This is a genomic window from Burkholderia sp. BCC1208, from assembly GCF_902833095.1.
Taxonomy (GTDB): domain Bacteria; phylum Pseudomonadota; class Gammaproteobacteria; order Burkholderiales; family Burkholderiaceae; genus Burkholderia.
On the sequence record NZ_CADFDY010000002.1, the window covers coordinates 47,703 to 66,149 of the forward strand.

The following is an 18,447-nucleotide window of genomic DNA, read 5'->3' on the forward strand; positions in this document are numbered from 1 at the left end:
CCCGATCGGGCGTGCGCCCTGCGATCGCGTCGATCACGCTCTGGCACGAGCCAGCGGCAGCCGGCGCGGACGGGCATCCGCGGCACAGGATCGGGAAGGTCCCAGTGTGGGGCCGGACCGCATGCAAGTCTGTCCCGAAAGTTTCGTGAAAGTGTGCCGATTTGTACGCGATTGTCGGAGTGTGTCGTGTCGGCCGCTGCGTCAAAACGCAGAAATGCCTCGCCCGACTGCATTCGACCGGCGCCGGATGCGCGTCGCTCGCCCGGTTTCGACGGCGGCCGGCGCGCGACAGATCGACGCGGCGAGCGGCCCTGTCGTCCCATGTCCTGACCGTCGCGCGTGCCGGCCCGGACGCCGCTGTCGCCGGTATCGCCCGCGTGTGCTGACGCCTCCGGAACGACCATGAATCGTCAGACGTCGTTTCATCTGAAATCGAAATGGACTCAATATGGATTTATTGCGGATTATCACTTGCGTTTCACACCAGTCTATCTAGACTGTTCAAGTCAAAACGGTCGGATGCGTCATTTTTTTTCAGGAGACGATGCAATGCGCCTCACCATTCGGATTAATGGCAGCGAATCGGCAACCCGGCATTCGTTCGCGGTATTGTGGGTCGATACCGACGAGGGGCTGTGGTCGCGCGAGGCACATCAGGGCATCGACCTCCCGACCTGGGGCAAGGTCCGCGACGTGGAGGGCGCGATGGCGCTCTGCGCGGCCGACAGCGGCAATGCCGTCTGTCAGTTGAAGGGCCTGTCGTTCGATGCGACGCGGCGCGAACAGGGCCGCGCGGTGCTCGCCGGCGAGCATCCCGACGGCGCGTGGCGCCTGCAGGCGGTCGATACCTGCACGACCCAGCCGGAATACCAGGAATTTATTTCCGTTGCCCGATAGGTATTATTGACATCTATCGTCTGCGGTTTTCGGGTTTATTCCGGTATCAGTGATATTCATTTCGATATTCAGTATGAATGGCGCCTCGGTGGGAGGCGCTTTTCATTTTCGAGATTAAAGAAATAACCGAAGTGCGGGCAATTGATCGCGCGCCGGGACGATCGCGATCGAACCATGCCGCAGACCATCCGCCCGGATCGGCATGCGATGGATCGTCCGTGTTTCATCATCCGCACGCGGCGCGGAATCTCGCGCCGGCCCCGCCTTTCCTGCTCCTTCCTCTCCCTTTTCAGACGGCCTGCCATTCGCCTTTTTGCGGGGCCGGAACACACTTTCCCCACACGATGTTTACTCATTTATTACAATCGCATTATTCAGACTGACCAGCCGCCATCCGGCGGCCCCACCCGGCCCTTGCATGAGCTTGAAAAAGAAGACCCGCCCCGCCGCTCCGTACGCGGCGGCGACCAAGAATCCGATGCTCGCGGCGCGCCTGCCGATGTGGCGCTCGCGGCTGATCGTGGTCGTCGTGTTCCTCGCGTTCGCGGCGCTGATCGCGCGCGCTTTCTGGGTGCAGGTCGCGAACCAGGATTTCTACGTCGGCCAGGGCCAGAAGCGCTATCAGCGCACGATCGAGCTCGACGCGATGCGCGGGCGCATCGTCGACCGCAACGGCGCGATGCTCGCGGTCAGCCTGTCGACCTATGAAATCTGGGCGAACCCGAAACAGGTCGCCGACACCGATTACCCGCAGATCGCGAAGCTGCTCGACATGCCGCTCGTCGAGGTGAAGCGACGTCTCGGCAACGACAAGACGTTCGTGCTGCTCAAGCGACAGGTCGACGCGGACACCGCCGGCCGGCTCGACAAGCTCGCGATCGACGGCATCACGCAGATCGCCGATTCGAAGCGCTTCTACCCGGAAGGCGAATCGGCCGCGCACGTGGTCGGCTTCACGAACGTCGAGGACAGGGGCCAGGAAGGGGTCGAGCTCGCGGCGAACGCGCGCCTGCAGGGCACGTCGGGCCAGCGGGAGGTGATCCGCGACCGGCTCGGCCGCATCGTGTCGGACACGCGCCCGCTCGTGCCCGCGCAGCACGGCGCGACGATCGAACTGACGATCGACCGCCGCATCCAGCAGCTCGCGTTCAGCCAGCTCAAGGCCGCCGTGATCGAAAACAACGCGCAGGCCGGCAGCGTCGTCGTGCTCGACGCGCAGAACGGCGAGATCCTCGCGCTCGCGAACTATCCGACCTTCGACCCGAACGACCGCGCCCGCCTCACCGGCCAGCAATTGCGCAACCGCGCGGTGATCGACACGTTCGAACCGGGCTCGACGATCAAGCCGCTCGTCGTCGCGCTGTCGATCGACGAGCGCAAGGTCACGCCGAACACGATCATCAACACGTCGCCGGGCACCTACAAGATCGGCCCGGCGGTGATCCACGACACGTCGAATCATGGGTCGCTGACGGTATCGCAGGCGCTGCAGAAGTCGAGCAACGTCGCGCTCGCGAAACTGGCGCTGAACCTGCCCGCCGAAACGATCTGGAACAAATACCAGGAGTACGGGATCGGCCGCGCACCGGAACTGACGTTCCCGGGCGTCGCGTCGGGCCGGTTGCGCGGCTACAAGCGCTGGCGGCCGATCGAGCAGGCGACGATGGCGTACGGCTACGGGCTGTCGATGTCGCTGCTGCAGATCGCGCAGACCTACACCGCCTATGCGGGCGACGGCACGCTGCACCCGGTGTCGCTGCTGAAGAACGGCACCGACCAGCAGACGATCGACGCGCACCGCGGCCACCGCGTGACGTCGCCGCAAACGGCCGCCGCGATCCGCTCGATGCTCGAGATGGCGGTGGGTGAAGGCGGCACCGGGCGCCGCGCGCGCGTGGACGGCTACCGGATCGGCGGCAAGACGGGTACCGCGCGCAAGCAGGTCGGCGCGACCTATGCAAAGGGCAAGTACCGCGCCCTGTTCGCCGGGATGGCGCCGATGAGCGACCCGCGCCTGATCGTCGCGGTGATGATCGACGAGCCGCGCGGCAAGGGCTACTACGGCGGCACCGTGGCCGGCCCGGTGTTCGCGGCGGTCACGAGCGGCTCGCTGCAGTTGCTCGGCGTGCCGCCCGATGCACCGGTCGAACCGGAGAAGAACGCGCCGGCGAAGGCCGCCGCGCCGCAGAAGACGGTCGCCGCACCGAAAGCGGCGGCGGCAACCACGACCGTCACGCAGAAACCGTCGGCATCGCTCAAGACGGCCGCGCAATCCGGCACGCCCGCGCCCGCGAAGCAGGCTACCGCAGGCTAACGACGCCGGCGGCGATGCCGTATCCGCATCGCCCCGCCCTATCCCGCTCTGCAGCAACACACCACAGAGACTGAAGCGCGCAGGGCCGGCCGCCGCCGTACGCCGTCAATGCGCCGCCGCGACCGGCTTCGCCATCCGGCCGAGTACGTGCTCGGTCATCCCGCGCGCGAGTTCGGTCTCGCCCATGAACACGGTGCCGATGCCCTCGCTCGACAGCAGCGCGGCCTCGTCGCCGCTGTTCGTGCACAGCACGACCTCGAGCGTCGGGTTGAGCGTGCGCGAGATCTCGACGATCTGCCGCACGTCGAACACGTCGGGCAGCGTCACGACCAGCATCCCGGCGCGGGCGATATGCGCCTGCACGAGCACGATCGGCTCGATCGCGTCGCCCGACACGGCCGCGATGCCGTCCGCGCGCAGTTTCTCGACGAGCTCGCGATTCTGCTCGACGACGACATACGCGATCCCGCGCTCGTCCAGTGCATGCGCGATCCGCGTGCCGACCTTGCCATAGCCGACGATCACGACCTGCCCGGTCAGATGCGTCTGCGGCGTCGACATCGGCAGCGCGGCGAGCGGATCGTCGCGCGCCTCGAGCTTGCGCGCGAACGCCGAATGCTTGCGGATCCATGCGAGCGCCGGATCGATCGTCGCGAACAGCAGCGTGTTCATCGCGATCGAGATCAGCGCGACTGCGAGAATCAGGCTCTGCCCCTCGGCCGACAGCAGCCCGAGCGCCCGGCCGAGCCCCGCGAGGATGAACGAGAATTCGCCGATCTGCGCCAGGCCGGCGCCCACGGTCAGCGCCGTGTTCAGCGGATAGCGGAATGCAATCACGAGCGCCACGGCCGCGACCGTCTTGCCGATCAGCACGATGGCCGCGACCTCGATCACGTGCAGCGGCTGGTCGAGCAATATCTTCGGATCGAACAGCATGCCGACCGAAATGAAGAACAGCACCGAGAACGCGTCGCGCAGCGGCAGCGTCTCGTCGGCCGCGCGCCGGCTGAATTCCGACTCGCGCATCATCATCCCGGCGAAGAACGCGCCGAGCGCGAACGACACGTCGAACAGCTTCGCCGCGCCGAATGCGATGCCGACCGCCGCGGCAATCATGCAGAGGGTGAACAATTCGCGCGAACCGGTGCGCGCGACGAGCCACAGAATGCGCGGGAACACGCGCTTGCCGACCACCAGCATCAGCGCGATGAACGCCGCGACCTTCAGCATCGTGACGCCGAGCGTGCCCCACACGCTGCCGCCGGCCGCATGCGCGTCGCCGGGCGGCGTGCCGCCGAGCAGCCCCGCCACCGGCGGCAGCAGGACCAGCACGAGCACCATCACGAGATCCTCGACGACCAGCCAGCCCACCGCGATGCGCCCGTTGACCGTTTCGACGAGCCCGCGTCCTTCGAGTGCCCGCAGCAACACGACGGTGCTCGCGACCGACAGCGCGAGCCCGAACACGAGCGCCGCACCGAGGCTCCAGCCCCACGTGAGCGCGAGCCCGCCGCCGAGCAGCGTCGCGACGGTGATCTGCACGATGGCGCCCGGCAGCGCGATCTTGCGCACCGCGAGGAGATCGCCGAGCGAAAAGTGCAGACCGACGCCGAACATCAGCAGCATCACGCCGACTTCGGCGAGCTGCTGCGCGAGCGACAGGTCGCCGACGAAGCCGGGCGTACCGGGGCCGATCACGATCCCGGCGAGCAGATAGCCGACGAGCGGCGGCATTTTCAGCAGCGACGCGAGGTAACCGAAGATCATCGCAAGACCGAAACCGGCCGCGAGCAACGCAATCAGGCTGACGTCATGAGGCATCCCCCCTCCCAAGTTCTTGTAACTATTTAGTAAGGTTCAAGAGTGAAAGGATACGGGATGAGGCGGAAAAATGTCGCGCCGCCGAGAAAATTTCACGCGGCGGCGCGTATTGGCGGGGTGCAACCCCGGCGACGGGAAAGACATCGCCGCCCCGCCGCCCGTCGGCGCTGACCGGGGCGGCAGGCGGGTTGATGCCCCGTCAGCGCGACGCTTGCGGGAACCGCGCGCCCGGCGGCGGCTCGGGCCGCGTCGACGGCACACTCTTGCGCACCTTCGCGACCTGCGCGGCGGTCACCGGCGCGCCCGTGTTGCCCCAGCTCGTGCGCACGAAATTCGACACGTCCGCGACTTCCTGGTCCGACAGGCGCCAGCCGAACGGCGGCATCGTGAAGGTCGACGGCGCGGTATGCGTCCCTTGCAGCGCGCTGCCTTCCAGCACGACGTGGATCAGCGAGGTCGGATCGTCGCCCTGCACGACCGGGTTGCCGGCGAGCGCCGGGAACACGCGCGTGTAGCCGTGACCGTCGCTGCGATGGCAGGCCATGCAGTTGTCGCGATAGACGGCCGCGCCCGGCTTGCCCGCGTCGCCGCTCTGCAGCGCCTTCGCGGCGGCCGCGTCGTACACGTGCGGCTGCTCGCCCTGCACGCGCGGCGGCAACGTCTTCAGATAGCGCGCGATCGCGTTCAGGTCGTCGTCGGTCATGTGCTGCATGCTGTGGCCGACCACGTCCGTCATTCCCCCGAACGCGGCCGTGCGCAGCGTGCGGCCGGTCTTCAGGAACTGCACGATCTCGGTTTCGTTCCACATGCCGAGGCCCGTGCGCGGCTCGCCGCGCAGGCTCGTCGGCACCCAGCCGTCGATCGCCGCGCCGCCGGCCAGGAAGTCGAGGCCGTCCGCGTCGGTCAGCCCGCGCTCCTGCATCGTCGGCGCGCGCGGCGTATGACACGCGCCGCAGTGGCCGAGCCCCTGCACCAGGTACGCGCCGCGCGCGACCACCGGGTCCGTGTACGGTGCCGCGTCGAACGGCTTCGGCGACGGCGCGAACATCTTGCGCCAGATGCCGAGCGGCCAGCGCATCGACAGCGGCCACACGATGTCGACCGCGCGGTTCTCGTGCTCGACCGGCGCGACGCCGTGCATGAAGTACGCGTACAGCGCCTTCATGTCGTCGTCGGTCAGCCGCGCATACGACGGGAACGGCATCGCCGGATACATCGTGTCGCCGTTCTTGCGCACGCCTTCGCGTACCGCGCGGGTGAAGTCCTCGTAGGTCCAGCCGCCGAGGCCCGTCTTCGGGTCCGGCGTGATGTTCGTCGAGTAGATGCCGCCGATCGGCGTGTCGAACTTCAGCCCGCCCGCGAACGGCTTGCCGCCGCTCGCGGTGTGGCAGGCGATGCAGTCGCCTGCGCGGGCAAGGTATTCGCCGCGCTTGACGAGGGCCGCGTCGGCGGACTGGGCTGCCGGTGCGGCCGCCGGGCCCGAAGCCGCGGCCGGCGCGGACGCCGGCTGCGCGAACGCGGCGCCGCCCGCGAGACCGAATGCCGCCCATGCCGTGCAGATCGCCAGCGCGCGCCGCAGCGGGGACACGCGGCGCGCGGCGTTGTGGTGGTTCATCGTCCTCTTCATGCGGTCACCAGCGGGGCGGGATTCTTCAGGTACTGCTCGCGGATCGCGCGTGCCGACCAGTAGGCCAGCGCCGCGATGATCCCGGTGGGGTTGTAGCCGATGCCCTGCGGCAGCGCGGACGCGCCCATCACGAACACGTTGTGCACGTCCCAGCACTGCAGATAGCGGTTCAGCACGCTCGTCTTCGGGTCGGTGCCCATGATCGCGCCGCCGACGAGGTGGGTCGTCTGGTACTGGCGCGAGTCGAAGTGCTTGCCGAACTCGCGCGTCGACACGCCGATCGCCTTCGGCCCCATCGCCTCCGCGATCTTCTTCATCTGCCCGGTCACGTACCGCGCCATCTTGATGTCGTTGTCCTTCCAGTCGAACGTCATCCGCAACAGCGGCTGGCCGTACGAATCGCGATAGGTCGGATCGAGATCGAGATACACGTCGCGGTACGACATGTTGGTGCCGTGCGCATCCATCGAGATTGTGTGCGCGTAGTTGTCCTTGACCGCCTTCTTCCACGCCGAGCCCCACTGCGGCGTGCCGGGCGGCGTCGCGATGCCGCTGATCGGCTTCACGCCGGCCTGGTTCACCCACAGCGGCGAGCCGCCGACGAAACCGAGCGGGCCGTGATCGAAGTTGTCCGCGTTGAAGTCGTCCACCGCGACGCCGTTGCCGCCCGCGCCGATGAACGGATTCGTATAGGTGTCCTTGTCGAAGAACGCCTTGATCGTCGACAGGTTCTGATACGCGAAATTGCGGCCCACGACGCCTTCGCCCGACACCGGGTCGTACGGCTTGCCGATGCCCGACAGCAGCAGCAGATGCACGTTGTGATACTGGAACGCGGCCACGATCACGAGATCGGCCGGCTGGTGCACTTCACGCCCGGCCGGATCGACGTAGGTCACGCCGGTCGCGCGCTTCTTCGTGTCGTCGAGGTCGACGCGCAGCACGTGGCACTTCGAGCGCAACTCGAAGTTCGGCGCCTGCTTCAGTGCCGGCAGGATGTTCAGGTTCGGCGACGCCTTCGAGTACATGTAGCACGCGTAGCCGCTGCAGTAGCCGCAGAAGTTGCACGGGCCCATCTGCACGCCGTACGGGTTCGTGTACGGCCCCGACGTGTTCGCCGACGGCAGCCGGTACGGATGCAGGCCGAGCGAGTGCGCCGCATCGAAGAAGCGCTGCGCCGAATACGTATTGAGCTGCGCGGGCAGCGGGAAGTTGTCGCTGCGGTTCGCCTCGAACACGTTGCCGTCGCCGACCACCTTGCCGCCGACCTTGTACGCCTGCCCCGACGTGCCGAACACCTTCTCGGCGAAATCGAAATGCGGCTCGAGTTCGTCGTACGTGACGCCCGTATCCTGGATCGTCATCCCTTCGGGGATGAACTTCTTGCCGTAACGCTCTTCATAGTGGCTGCGCAAGCGCAGTTCTTCCGGCGTGATCCGGAAGTGCACGCCCGACCAGTGCAGCCCCGCGCCGCCGACGCCTTCGCCCGGCAGGAACGCGGCGAGCTGCCGGTACGGCAGCGCGGTGTCCTGCAGGCCGTGGCGGATCGACACGGTCGTCTTCGACAGGTCGAGGAACAGCTTCTTGCGGATGTTGTAGGTCAGCTCGTCGATCGTGTTCGGGTACGCGCCGTCCGGATAGGTGTCGCGATATTCGCCGCGCTCGAGCGCGACGACGTTCAGGCCCGCTTCGGTCAGTTCCTTCGCGAGAATCGCGCCGGTCCAGCCGAAGCCGACGATCACCGCATCGACATGCGGCTTCTTATCCGTGGCCATCAGCTGCGCTCCCCGTTGATCGAGACGGGGCCGTACGGATAGGGCTTGCCGCTCTGGTTGACGAAATCCATGAAGTCCGCGCGCGCGCCCGGGAAACCGATCATCTTCCACGCGGCCATGTCGCGATTGCCGCCATGCACCGGATCGCAGAAGTAGCCTTCGCGCGTGTTCTGCAGCAACTGGCCGAGGAACACGCCGGGCGGGACGTCGTCGATCTGCGCGCCGCCCTTCTCCAGCGCGCCGAGCACCGTGTCGCGCGTCGGCGCGTCGAGATCCGCGAACGCCTTGCCGTGTGCCTTTTCGCAATAGCGGTTGACGGCCGCGATGCCGAGCCGGTAGATGTCGCGCGGCACGAGCTTCAACTGGTAGCCGAGCTCGGGCACGCCCTGCTGGAACGGCCCCTGCATATACCACGTCGCACCGTGCGCATACGGCGTCTCCATCTGGCGATCGATGAATTCGGGCACGCCCGCTTCGAGTGCGCCGGGGCCTTCGGCGTCGGCCGGAATCAGCCGGTCGACGGCGGCCTGGACGAACGCCCATTCCTTCGCATCGAAAAAGGTCGGCTTGTACGGCGCGCGTTCGGCGCTGGCCGACGCAGCGGACGCGTTGCCGGCCGTCGTCGCGGACGACGACGAGCGCAGGTCGCAGCCGGCGACCGACGCGATCGGCACGAGCGCGACCGAGGTGCGCAGGAAACGGCGACGTGAATTGGGTTTGTCAGGTGGCGTGGACATGGTCGGATGTTGATCGTTGGGGATCGGGTTCGGACGCGCACATTCCGCATGTCGCGTGCCCGGCGGGCAGCCGTGCCGCAGTCGGCCGGTCGCCCTGTTCTTTCGTGTGTTGCGCACAACCTCGATGCAGGCGTCCGGCGGCGATCCGCGGTGGCCCGTCATTGCGGCCGCACGTCGCCTCGGTGCCGGCGGCGCCGCGAGGATCGACCTCTTCGCGGGCCTATCGTCGGACAAATACCGGCATCGGCCTGCATCTGCCCGCCATCGCCCATGGCCCTCGTTCAACTTAGACGGCGCGTTTGCCGACGGCAAGCGCAACGTGCACGACCCTCTTTTCGGGCCCGGCGACGAATGCGGCGAATTATATATGGAACCGGTTCCAGTGCTAGAGGGTTCAATGCAATTCAGTGCATCGAAATTAGCAACAATGGGAAATCCGCAAGGCGGAATGTGCAAGGATGGCGAGAAGGCGGATGCCTGCGCCGGTCTGGCGGACGATCGAGCCGTCGGCGCGCGCTACGGCATGCCCGCGATCGTCGAAGTCGATGCGCAGCGCATGCACCGGGAGGGCCACACGTTCTTCGTCGCCGAAAACGGCATCTGGCCGACCGCTGCCGTGCCGGCCGAATACCTTACGCAGATCGAACCGCACGCGGCTGAATCGCGCGCCGCTCACCCGTCACCACGGCCAGAACATCGATCCGATCGACAACGCAAGCGCCGCGCACAGCGGCGAGTAATACAGCGTATCCATCCGCGCGAAACGCGACCCGCGAATCCGTTTGAAAAAGCCGACGTAGCGGAAATCGCCGACGGCCCGCACCGCGAAGATCAATGCGAGCGCAACGACCGCGAACGCGATCGTGCCGGGATATGCGTTGCGCCCCAGCCAGCCGGCACGCGCGGCGACCACGCATGCGCCGCACAGCAGTGCCGCCGCGACGGCGAGCGTGCCGACGGCAGTGGGCCGCAACAACGGTACGCCGTCATGCTCCGGAATGGCCGCGCGCTTGCCCAGCCGCCCGCCGAACGCCCAGTAGACGTGCACCAGCGCGATGGCGCCAAGCGTCGGCACGCTGAAATACGCACCGGTCATGTCGATCAATGTCCTCGTCTCGTCGTGTCGTTGTTTTGCCGAAAGCATCTCGGCGCGCGGCACGCATGACGATACCGAATCCCGGCCACGCGCGCATTGCGACGTCCGGTCGCAACCGGCCGCCGCGCATGCTGCGCCGCAGTGCGCATGCGTCGTCGCGCAGCCCGGCCGCTTGACTTCCCTCCGTGCGCTACTACCCTGTTATTCCAGTACTGCGGTCGGCACGCCGTTGCGCAAGCGGCTGCCCGCACGACGACGATAACGAAGGCCATGGAGGCGACTCATGCTGATCGGTGTGCCGAAAGAGATCAAGAACCACGAATACCGCGTCGGCCTCACGCCGGCCGGCGCGCGCGAACTCACGCGGCACGGCCATCGCGTGCTCGTGCAGCGCGGCGCGGGTACGGCGATCGGCCTGCTCGACGACGACTACACGGCCGCGGGCGCGTCGCTCAGCGACGGCGCCGACGAAATCTTCGCGCGCGCCGACATGATCATCAAGGTCAAGGAGCCCCAGCCGGCCGAATGCGCGATGCTGCGGCGCGGCCAGATCCTCTACACGTACCTGCATCTCGCGCCCGATCCCGATCAGGCCGCGGCGCTCGTGAAATCCGGCGCCGTCTGCATCGCGTACGAAACCGTGACGGGCCCCGGCGGCGGCCTGCCGTTGCTCGCCCCGATGAGCGAAGTCGCCGGCCGCATGTCGATCCAGGTCGCGGCGACCCACCTCGAAAGCCCGCGCGGCGGCCGCGGCCTGCTGATGGCCGGCGTGCCCGGCGTGCCGGCCGCGCACGTCGTCGTGCTCGGCGCGGGGGTCGTGGGCACCGGCGCACTGCAGATGGCGGTGGGTCTGGGCGCGCGCGTCACCGTGCTCGATACCAACGTGAACCGGTTGCGCCAGCTCGATCTCGTGTTCGCCAACCGGATCGCGACCGTCTGCTCGAATGCGCATACGGTCGACGAAGCCGTGCGCGATGCCGACGTGGTGATCGGCGCCGTGCTCGTGCCGGGCGCGTCGGCGCCGCGCCTCGTCACGCGCGACATGATCGCGACGATGCGCAAGGGGGCGGTCGTCGTCGACGTCGCGATCGACCAGGGCGGATGCTTCGAGACCTCGCATGCGACCACGCACGCGGCGCCGACCTTCGTCGTCGACGGCGTGGTTCACTACTGCGTCGCGAACATGCCCGGCGCGGTCGCGCGCACGTCGACCTTTGCGCTGAACAATGCAACGCTCGGCCATGCGCTCGCACTCGCCGACAAGGGCTGGAAGCAGGCGATGCTCGACGATCCGCATCTGCGCGCGGGCCTGAACGTGTGCGACGGCCACATCACGTACGAAGCCGTCGCGCTGGCGCTCGGCCTGCCCTACGTCCCGGCGACCGGCATGCTCGCATGACCATGCCGGCAGCATGAGTCGAACGCATCGCGGCCGCCCGCGTTGCGTTCACGTGCCCTTCGACCGGCTCCGCTTCGCGCCGCCAACCGCGCTGCCCGCACCGCCCATCGTGCGCGCCAGCAGCGGCCGCAGTTGCGCGAGCGTGCGCGTGTTCAGCACGTCCTGCCGCGTCAGCCAGCCGCGCCGCGCCTGATCGATGCCGAACGAGAGGTTGTCGAGTTCGTCCGCGCTGCATGCATCCGAACCGATCGCGACCGGCACGCCGGCCTTCGCGGCCTCGCGGCACCAGACGTCCGGCAGATCGAATCGCCGCGGCTGCGCATCGAGTTCGACGAAGCAGCCGCGCGCGGCGGCCCCCGCCAGCACGCGCGGCACATCGAGTTCGCACGCGTCGCGCTCGCCGAGCACGCGGCCGGTCGGGTGGGCGAGAATCGTGAAATGCGGATGGTCCATCGCGCGCAGCATGCGATCGGTCTGCGCGCCGCGCGGCAGGCCGAAACCGTCGCGTACCGCGCCCACCACGAGATCGAGCCGGCCGAGCATCGCGTCGGGTACATCGAGGCTGCCATCCTCGCGAATGCCGGCTTCCACGCCCTTGAGCAACACGAAATCGTCGAACGTCGCGTTGATGCGATCGATCTCGTCGAGCTGGCGCGCGAGCCAGTCGAAGCCGCCGCGATCGCCATCGGGCGGCGCACGGTCGGTGACGGCCAGGTACGCGAGCCCGCGCGCACGCGCGGCGTCGGCCATCGCGCGCAGTCCGTCGCGGCCGGCCGATGCATCGGTATGTGCGTGCAGGTCGCCATGCAGATGCTTGCGCTCGACCAGCGCCGGCAGCGTGCCGGCACGCGACGCATCGATCTCGCCGCGAGCCTCGCGCAACTCGGGCGGTACCTCGTGCAGCCCGATGGCCGCATAGACCGATGCCTCCGTCGCGCCGGCAATCCGCTCGTCGCCGCGAAACACGCCGTATTCGTTGATCTTCAGGCCGCCGGCCTGCGCGATCCTGCGCAGCGCGATGTTGTGCGCCTTCGATCCCGTGAAGTAGACGAGCGCCGCGCCGAACGCATCGGCATCGACGACGCGCAGGTCGACCTGCAACCCGCTGGCAAGCGTCACGCTCGAGCGGGTCTTGCCGTGCGCGAGCACGCGCGCGACGTCGCCATAGCCGACGAACGCTTCGGCGACGGCGGCCGGGTCGCGTGCGGTGACGAGGATGTCGAGATCGCCAACCGTCTCGCGGCGGCGGCGGAAGCTGCCGGCCGACACGGCCTTGTCAACGCCGGCCACCGCACGCAGGCGTTCGAGCAACGGCATCAGCGCATGCGCGGCGTCGGGCAGCAGAAAGCGTAGCGGCTCGCGCTGCAGGCGATCGTCGATCGCTTCGAGCAGATGCGCTTCGGTTTTCGCGCCGAAGCCCGGCAGCTCGCGCACATGCCCGCTCTTCGCTTCGGCGCGCAACTGTTCGAGCGAATCGACGTGCAGCGCGTCATGCAGCGCCTTCACGCGTTTCGCACCGAGCCCTGGCACATCGAGCAGTTCGACGATCGCGCCCGGCAGCGCATGACGCAAGGTCTGCTGCAGCTCGCAGGTGCCGGTCGCGGCGATCTCGCGCAGCTTCGCGGCGAGATCGGCCCCGATCGACGGAATCTTCCCGAGATCGTCGCCGTTCGCGATCATCGTCGGGATATCGCGGCCGTAGTCGGCGACCGTCCGCGCGGCGTTGCGGTACGCACGCACGCGAAACGGGTTGGCGCCCTGGATCTCGAGCATGTCGGCGATCTCGGCGAACACGGCCGCGCACTCGGCATTGTGGATCGGCATGATCGGCGTGGCTCCCTTCCACATGGATGGCGCCGCACGCGTGCGCGACGGCGTCTGCCCGCCCGGCGCCGCATGTCGACGCCGCCGGGCGCCCGTTGGTCATCCTACGCCGGCCGCGCGTCGCGTGCAGCGTGGTTGAAGCCGCGACGTCAGAGCGACGCGCGCGGCGTCGTCGCGTAGCGTCGCTCGTAGAGCGACTGGCAATGCGTGCAACGTTCGGCGGTCGGGCGCGCCAGCAGGCGCTCGTAGCCGACCGAGCCATCGCAGTCGATGCATTCGCCGTAACTGCCGTCGCGCATCCGCTGCTGGGCGCGGCCGACCGCGCGCAGCTCGGTCAGCTTCATGCCGATCAATGCATGATCGACGTCGACGAACAGATCCGCGTTCGCCTCGTCGCCCTCGTCCGGCGCCGCGCCGGCAAGGTCCGCATAGGATTCCGACGCGCGCTGGTCTTCGCTCGTGCGGATCTCCGCACGCAGCGCCTGCTCGCTCTCGTTCAGCCGCTGCTTCAGCGTCTGTCGTTGTTGTGGGTCGAGCGACATGGCCGTCTCTCCTGTTCCGGGTTCCGCGCGAAAAAAGAGCGGCGCGCGGTATCGCGCCGGTGCGCGGCACGCAGGCATGACTGCGCCGCCGCATCCGGATGGGCGGCCGGACGTGCGAAACGCCGGACGCATTCGACGCAGGATAAACCCATTGAACACGCGTGTGTTGACCGGAATCAGCGTGCCCGTCATGCGGCGGCAGCGGTGCGGAAACTGGGGACGGACGCGCAATGCCGACCTGCGGCGCGCGCCGCGAAGCCCGCCGGCGCAACCGCAGCGCAGCAATTTTCCAAGCGGCCGCAGCGCTTCTTTCCGTGCTCGCGAACCTGCATCGCGCCATCGCCAAGATCGATCGCACGACGACGCCTGGATAATTCGTTATCCTCAGAATGCATTGCGCCCGATGAAGCCGCGCACCACCGTCATCAGGATGATCTTGATGTCGAACCAGAAGCTCCAGTTCTGCATGTAGAACAGATCGAACTTCACCCGGGCCTCCATCGCCTCGACCTTGCGCGTCTCGCCGCGATAGCCGTTCACCTGGGCCCATCCGGTGATGCCGGGCCGCACGCGGTAGCGGTACATGTAGCAGTCGATCAGTTGCCGATACAGGTCGTCGTGTTCGATCGCGTGCGGACGCGGGCCGACCACCGACATCTGCCCGAACAGCACGTTGAAGAACTGCGGCAGCTCGTCGAGCGACGTGCGCCGCAGGAACGCGCCCACGCGCGTGATGCGCGAATCGTTGCGCGACGCCTGCCGGACGACGCCCGGCTGTGCGCGATGCACGCGCATCGTCCGAAACTTCAGGATATCGAACTCTCGGCCGTCGACGCCCTTGCGGCGCTGCCTGAACAGCACGGGCCCCGGCGACGACAGCTTGACCGCGACCGCCAGCAGCGTCAGCAGCGGCAGCAACGGAATCAGCACGCCGAACGCGAACAGCCGGTCGAACGCGAACTTTGCCCACAGCTCCGGCGCGGAGCGCGGCGTGGTTGCGAGATTGATCGCCGGCATGCCGAGCACGTCGGTCGCGGAGCGATCGACGATCGCCATCTGCCGCACGTCGGGCAACAGCCGCAACTCGACGAACTCGTCGCGCAACTCGCGCACGATGCGCTGGATCCGCCACTCGTGCGACATCGGCAGCGTGAGCCAGACCTCGTCGATGTCGCCGCCGCGAATCAGGTCGCGCAACACGTTCCAGTCGTCGATCATCGGTACGCCGCCGATGCCGCCAGCGGCGGCCTGTGCATCGTCGTCGAATACGCACGCGGCCACGAACGGGCCGTTCGGCGCGAGCTGCATCCGCTCGATCGCCACGCGCCCGTAAGCCGTCGCGCCGACGACGGCGACGCGGCGCTGCCGCGCACGCGGGTCGCCGCGCGTCAGCGCGAGCGCCAGCAGCGCCGCACGGCCGAGCAGCACCGCCGCGTCGCCGGCCAGCACCGTGCGCACGATCCAGCGGGTCGTCACCGTGCCGCCGCGATTCATGATCCACATCGCGCCGGCCACCGTCAGCACGCTCGCGCACACCACCGCCACCAGCGTGTGCGCCAGCACGTGCGCGCCGCCCTGCACCGCCACGCCGCCGCGCACGGTGCGCAGGCAGCGCGGCAGCAGCGCCACCGTCAGCACACCCAGCAGCGCGATCGAACCGCGCTGCGCATCGGACAGCTCATGCCATCCGAGACCCGACGCCGCCTGCGCGACGAGCGTCCCGGCCAGCACGAGCAGGACGTCGGCCGCCGCGATCGCGGCACGCCGCATTGCATTCGTTCCACCCGGCATCGACTGCATCGTCACGCACCGGGTGCGGAGAATCTGCGGTGCGCCTCCAGCATGCGCGGGCGAACCGCCGCCGGCCTCGCATTCCCGCGCGTGCCGAGCAACCGGCGATAGTCGGCGCAAATCAGGTCGTGGCATTCGCACGCCTGATGTTCGAGGCCGTGCCGGTCGAGCACCGTGATACGGCCGCGGCGTTGCCGGATCAGCCCGGCTTCCTGCAGGTTCCCGGCTGCTTCCGTCACCCCCTCGCGCCGCACGCCGAGCATGTTCGCGATCGTCTGCTGCGTGACGGCCAGCTCGTCGCCGTCGATCCGGTCGTGCGCGAGCAGCAGCCAGCGGCTCAACTGCTCGCTGACCGAGTGATGCCGGTTGCACAGCGCGCTGCGCGAGATCTGCGCCATCGTCGCCTGGCACGTGTTGAGCAGCAGCCGGTAGGTCTGCGCCGACCGCTCGAATTCGGCGCGCATCACGCAACTCGGCACGCGATAGGCCATTCCGCCGATACGGACCTCGACCCGGCTCGACGCGGCGAGACCGCCGACCAGCGTCCCCAGCCCGACCACCCCCTCGCGGCCGACCATCGCCACCTCGACCATCGCACCGTCTTCCATCAGGTGCTGCACCGACATCATCGCCGTCGTCGGAAAATGCAGATGGCGCATCGGCTCGCCGACCCGGTCGAGCATCCCGGCCTTGATCCTGACCAGTTCGAGATGCGGTGCGATGGCGCGGACGCTGTCCTCCGGGAGGGCAGCAAGGATGGCGTTCGCCGAATAGCTCGAGTGAAGATGAAGCATGTCTGTATCCCTTTTATCGTCCGCGCCGGCTGCGGCAGCCGGCATGGAACTCGTTATCTCGGTGCGCGTCCGGACATTGACAGCGGTTGCGGCCCACAACCCTGAATCCGACTGATCATCGGCTTGTCATCGCCGAATTGAGTCGACTGCCCCGTTTCGACACGCCAGCCCGAATAAGCGATTTACGTGCCAATACCCGTCCGTCCTTAATATATGAATCACATCCGATTTAGAGCCCCCGAATAACCGTCCCCAAATCCCGAAAAACGTCTCATTTCCGGACACTCCTCCGCGCGGCGGACACAGCGAGCATTCGACTGATCAATTCCCGCGCATCGGGGCGCGACGACTGCATTGCGGCCGCGACGCTTATCGTTCAATTACTTACAGCCGATTTTCAATTGTTTCCGTGATGTGCAGCGCAGCATTTCCCGCCGTCGCCGCACCTCACACGCTCGTTTCAAACTGTCTCAAATTTGAATCGGTACACTAATTCGAGGTTCTGTCAGGCATCGCACATATCACCTGCAAACCATTGATCCGAATAGAAAATCAGGCGCACCCTCTTTATTTGTCAAATAATGTTCAATGCCTTCTCGCCACTTTCGCTGTACGATTCGCCACGTTGATCGATTGATTCCCGGTCGACATAGAATGACGAGCAACCTCACGATTCCATTTCCGGATGATTAATTCCAGGAAAATGAATCATTAAATCGACATGACGTTTGCATTCAATCTCAACCGTCAAACTTTGTGAAATGACAGAATGCGGAATGGTTCGAATTCAATTGCGTGCTAGCCTTTTTCGCGAGTATCGTCATTCCGTTTTTGATCAACGAAAGTCCGCACGATCGTGCGAAATCCCGTTCCGGGATTCGCGGAGACGACGCGCGACCGCCAACCTGCGAGGATGCGCCGTGACTCACCAGGCCGCCGACGCCGTCGCGTATGCGAACGGCGCGATCGAGCTTTCCCACAGCTTCGACGCCAACCGGTTTCTCGCGGCCATCGACCGCGACGAACTCGCCACGCTGACACCCCACCTGCAACTCGTTCACCTGAAATCCGGGCAGGTGCTCTGCGAACCCGGCGAAATGCTCGCCGCGGTCTACCTGCCGGTCACGACCGCGATTTCGCTGCAGTACGTGTCGTCGGGGGGCATGACGCTGGAAGTCGCGGAGATCGGCAGCGAAAGCGTGGTCTGCGACGACGTGATCGGCGGCAGCGGCCGGATGCCCTGCCGGGCGGTCGCGTGCCGCGACGGTTTCGTCTACCGGCTCGACCGGCGCATCTTCGCGGCCGCGTTCGACGCGTCGCCGGTGATCCGCCACCTCGTGTTCGTCTGCGTGCGGCTGCTGATGGCCCAGGTCTCGCAGATCACGTTCTGCAGCCGTCATCACGTGCTCAAACATCAGTTATGCAGATGGTTCCTGCTCGCGTTCGACCGCACGCGCAGCATCGAGATCCAGGTGACGCACAGCATGCTCGCGCAAATGCTCGGCGTGCGGCGCGAAACGGTCACGGACGCCGCCGGCGAAATCCAGAAACTCGGCCTGATCCGGCAATACCGCAGCTCGATCGAGCTCGCGGACCTCGACGGCCTCGAAAAAATGTCGTGCGGCTGCCGCGCGATCGTGCGCGACGAGATGAAGCGCATCCTGTCGGCCGACTCGGGCGTGCCGGCCGCGTCGCGCGCGTGACCGGCGCACCGGACCGGGACGGCGCTTCGGCGCCGTCCGCGTGCCGGGTCAGCTGTTTGTAGGGTGGCGAACAGAACGCCGTGTCTGCCGATGGTCTACTGATGCCGGACTGCCGGGGGGAATGTCA

Annotated in this window: 15 protein-coding genes; 5 read left to right on the forward strand and 10 right to left on the reverse strand. The window is 67.2% G+C overall.

The features are described 5' to 3' along the window. Window positions 1–549 precede the first annotated feature (549 nt). Together HWX09_RS05060 and HWX09_RS05065 are read left to right on the forward strand one after the other, a co-directional pair. Window positions 550–897, forward strand: coding sequence for a DUF3564 family protein (locus tag HWX09_RS05060; RefSeq protein ID WP_027782886.1), 348 nt, complete (start codon window positions 550–552; stop codon window positions 895–897). A gap of 418 nt (window positions 898–1,315) precedes the next feature. Beyond that, window positions 1,316–3,211: a penicillin-binding protein 2 gene (locus HWX09_RS05065; protein ID WP_027782885.1), complete on the forward strand. Its 1,896-nt coding sequence runs from the start codon at window positions 1,316–1,318 to the stop codon at window positions 3,209–3,211. A gap of 105 nt (window positions 3,212–3,316) precedes the next feature. On the opposite strand, the gene HWX09_RS05070 is transcribed toward HWX09_RS05065, so the two are convergent. The 6 genes from HWX09_RS05070 to HWX09_RS05095 form a co-directional block, all read right to left on the reverse strand. Then, window positions 3,317–5,032 (reverse strand): cation:proton antiporter, encoded by a 1,716-nt coding sequence (locus tag HWX09_RS05070; RefSeq protein ID WP_027782884.1) that lies wholly within the window; start codon window positions 5,030–5,032, stop codon window positions 3,317–3,319. Window positions 5,033–5,231: 199 nt separating this feature from the next. After that, window positions 5,232–6,659, reverse strand: coding sequence for a cytochrome c (locus HWX09_RS05075; protein WP_027782883.1), 1,428 nt, complete (start codon window positions 6,657–6,659; stop codon window positions 5,232–5,234). Next, window positions 6,656–8,434, reverse strand: a complete 1,779-nt coding sequence (locus tag HWX09_RS05080) for a GMC family oxidoreductase (protein ID WP_027782882.1) — start codon at window positions 8,432–8,434, stop codon at window positions 6,656–6,658. Before HWX09_RS05080 ends, HWX09_RS05075 begins: the two co-directional genes overlap by 4 nt. Continuing rightward, entirely contained in the window at window positions 8,434–9,171 is a 738-nt protein-coding gene (locus HWX09_RS05085) for a gluconate 2-dehydrogenase subunit 3 family protein (RefSeq protein ID WP_027782881.1), read from the reverse strand. The genes HWX09_RS05080 and HWX09_RS05085 overlap by 1 nt, the downstream gene beginning before the upstream one ends. Before the next feature lie 418 nt (window positions 9,172–9,589). Next, entirely contained in the window at window positions 9,590–9,823 is a 234-nt protein-coding gene (locus HWX09_RS05090; RefSeq protein ID WP_155257322.1) for a hypothetical protein, read from the reverse strand. A 27-nt stretch (window positions 9,824–9,850) separates the two neighbouring features. Beyond that, window positions 9,851–10,267: a DUF3995 domain-containing protein gene (locus tag HWX09_RS05095; RefSeq protein ID WP_027782879.1), complete on the reverse strand. Its 417-nt coding sequence runs from the start codon at window positions 10,265–10,267 to the stop codon at window positions 9,851–9,853. 283 nt (window positions 10,268–10,550) lie between these two features. Here HWX09_RS05095 and ald point away from each other — a divergent pair, with 283 nt between their 5' ends. After that, entirely contained in the window at window positions 10,551–11,666 is a 1,116-nt protein-coding gene (ald, locus tag HWX09_RS05100; RefSeq protein ID WP_027782878.1) for an alanine dehydrogenase, read from the forward strand. Window positions 11,667–11,714: 48 nt separating this feature from the next. On the opposite strand, the gene polX is transcribed toward ald, so the two are convergent. Further along, window positions 11,715–13,490, reverse strand: a complete 1,776-nt coding sequence (polX, locus tag HWX09_RS05105; protein ID WP_027782877.1) for a DNA polymerase/3'-5' exonuclease PolX — start codon at window positions 13,488–13,490, stop codon at window positions 11,715–11,717. 149 nt (window positions 13,491–13,639) lie between these two features. Next, window positions 13,640–14,032 carry a TraR/DksA family transcriptional regulator gene (locus HWX09_RS05110; RefSeq protein WP_034185284.1) on the reverse strand — a complete coding sequence of 131 codons (393 nt, stop codon included), beginning with the start codon at window positions 14,030–14,032 and terminating at the stop codon, window positions 13,640–13,642. A gap of 230 nt (window positions 14,033–14,262) precedes the next feature. On the opposite strand from HWX09_RS05110, the gene HWX09_RS05115 reads away from it, so the two are divergent. Next, on the forward strand, window positions 14,263–14,406 hold the full coding sequence (locus HWX09_RS05115) for a hypothetical protein (protein ID WP_155257321.1): 144 nt from the start codon (window positions 14,263–14,265) through the stop codon (window positions 14,404–14,406). Between the two features lie 10 nt (window positions 14,407–14,416). Here the strand turns inward: HWX09_RS05115 and HWX09_RS05120 are convergent, their stop codons facing one another. Both HWX09_RS05120 and HWX09_RS05125 read right to left on the reverse strand, forming a co-directional pair. Next, on the reverse strand, window positions 14,417–15,802 hold the full coding sequence (locus HWX09_RS05120; protein ID WP_230469092.1) for an undecaprenyl-phosphate glucose phosphotransferase: 1,386 nt from the start codon (window positions 15,800–15,802) through the stop codon (window positions 14,417–14,419). A 32-nt stretch (window positions 15,803–15,834) separates the two neighbouring features. Next, on the reverse strand, window positions 15,835–16,617 hold the full coding sequence (locus HWX09_RS05125; protein WP_027782874.1) for a Crp/Fnr family transcriptional regulator: 783 nt from the start codon (window positions 16,615–16,617) through the stop codon (window positions 15,835–15,837). Window positions 16,618–17,537: 920 nt separating this feature from the next. On the opposite strand from HWX09_RS05125, the gene HWX09_RS05130 reads away from it, so the two are divergent. Next, complete coding sequence (locus HWX09_RS05130; RefSeq protein WP_027782873.1) at window positions 17,538–18,320, forward strand: Crp/Fnr family transcriptional regulator; 783 nt, start codon at window positions 17,538–17,540, stop codon at window positions 18,318–18,320. Window positions 18,321–18,447 lie beyond the last annotated feature (127 nt).